At 59.4% G+C, this 1541-nt stretch carries 1 protein-coding gene; it reads left to right on the top strand.

Annotated features, from left to right (window positions below):
- Window positions 1–181: 181 nt before the first annotated feature.
- Window positions 182–1420 carry a serine/threonine transporter SstT gene (gene sstT, locus RDW26_RS09085; protein WP_307983351.1) on the top strand — a complete coding sequence of 413 codons (1239 nt, stop codon included), beginning with the start codon at window positions 182–184 and terminating at the stop codon, window positions 1418–1420.
- The last annotated feature ends 121 nt before the right edge of the window (window positions 1421–1541 follow it).

Genomic DNA, 1541 nt, shown 5'->3' with positions numbered 1-1541 from the left:
GTGGCGGAATTGGCAGACGCGCCAGATTTAGGTTCTGGTGGGCAACCCCCGTGAAGGTTCAAGTCCTTTCGCCCGCACCATTTGAGGGGAGCATGCACGCATGCATGTTCCCCTCAGCTGCTTTATGCTGAAGCTCGCTTTCCCCGTTGCGGGGCAAGGCGGGCGGGAAGGAACGAATGGTATGGAAACATTGAAGGCGATCGGGCGGAAGTGGAACGACATCAGCCTGATCAAGCGCATTCTCGTCGGTTTGGCTATCGGCGCTGTTTTGGGCGTGTTTTGGCCGGGTAACGACGTGCTCGAGATGTTCGGCACGTTGTTCGTCTCCGCGCTGAAGGGCGTGGCGCCCATCCTGGTATTCTTCTTGGTCATCAGCGCGCTCGCTAACGCGAAGGGCGCCGGCGCCATGAAGGTTGTCGTCATCTTGTACCTGGCAGCCACGTTCATCGCGGCGTTTGTCGCCGTTTTGATGAGCTCCCTGTTCCCTGTGGAGCTTACCTTGGCTGCGGCGCAGGACACCTCTGCGGCTCCTTCCGATATCGGGTCGGTATTCTCCAAACTTCTGCTGTCCATCGCATCCAACCCCGTTGATGCCCTGACCAACGCGAATTACCTGGGCATCCTTGCGTGGGCCGTGCTGCTCGGTATCGCCCTGCGTCACGCCAAGGATGGTGTGAAGGAGGTCTTCGCCTCTATCTCCGACGCGGTTTCGCAGGTCGTGCGTTGGATCATCTCCCTGGCTCCGTTCGGCATCATGGGCTTGGTGTACACCTCTGTCAGCACCAACGGCCTTGAGATCTTCACTGAATATGGCCAGCTTCTGCTCGTGCTGCTTGCCGCCATGGCTGTGGTCGCTTTTGTGACCAATCCGCTTTTGGCGTTCGCATGCTTCCGTAAGAACCCGTATCCGCTGGTGTGGCGCTGCACCAAGGATTCCGGCGTCACGGCGTTTTTCACCCGCAGCTCCGCGGCTAACATCCCCGTGAACATGGAGCTGTGCAAGAAACTGGGCCTGAACAAGGACAACTACTCCGTATCCATTCCCCTGGGCGCAACTATCAACATGGGCGGTGCCGCTGTGACCATCTCTCTGATGGCTATGATGGCTGCGCACACCATGGGCGTTGAGGTCGGTTTCGGCACTGCTGTCATTCTGGGTGCGCTTTCCGCCGTGTCCGCTTGCGGCGCTTCCGGTGTCGCCGGCGGCAGCTTGCTGCTCATCCCGCTTGCCTGCAGCCTGTTCGGTATCGGCAACGATGTGGCTATGCAGGTCGTCGGCATCGGCTTTGTGATCGGTGTCATCCAGGACTCCGTGGAGACGGCTATCAACTCCTCCACCGACGTGCTGTTCGCGGCTTCCGCCGAGTACATGCAGTGGCGTCGCGAGGGTCGCGATTTCAAACCCGGCGCGGATGCGTAGGGTCTAAGCGGTAAGCTGAATATTCCGATACCTTGGAAAGGGGCGCAATCGCGCCCCTTTCTTGCATTTAATGACTTCAGTCTGGCGCGCGCGTAGCCGCGCCAAGTAAACCGCCCGCTAT

This window comes from uncultured Senegalimassilia sp., from assembly GCF_902464545.1.
Taxonomy (GTDB): Bacteria; Actinomycetota; Coriobacteriia; order Coriobacteriales; family Eggerthellaceae; genus Senegalimassilia.
This window is presented reverse-complemented; position numbering and strand designations above follow the sequence as displayed.

Coding starts and splice junctions, on each gene's coding strand:
- sstT (WP_307983351.1), top strand. CDS start 182: ATGGAAACATTGAAGGCGATCGGGCGGAAGTGGAACGACATCAGCCTG.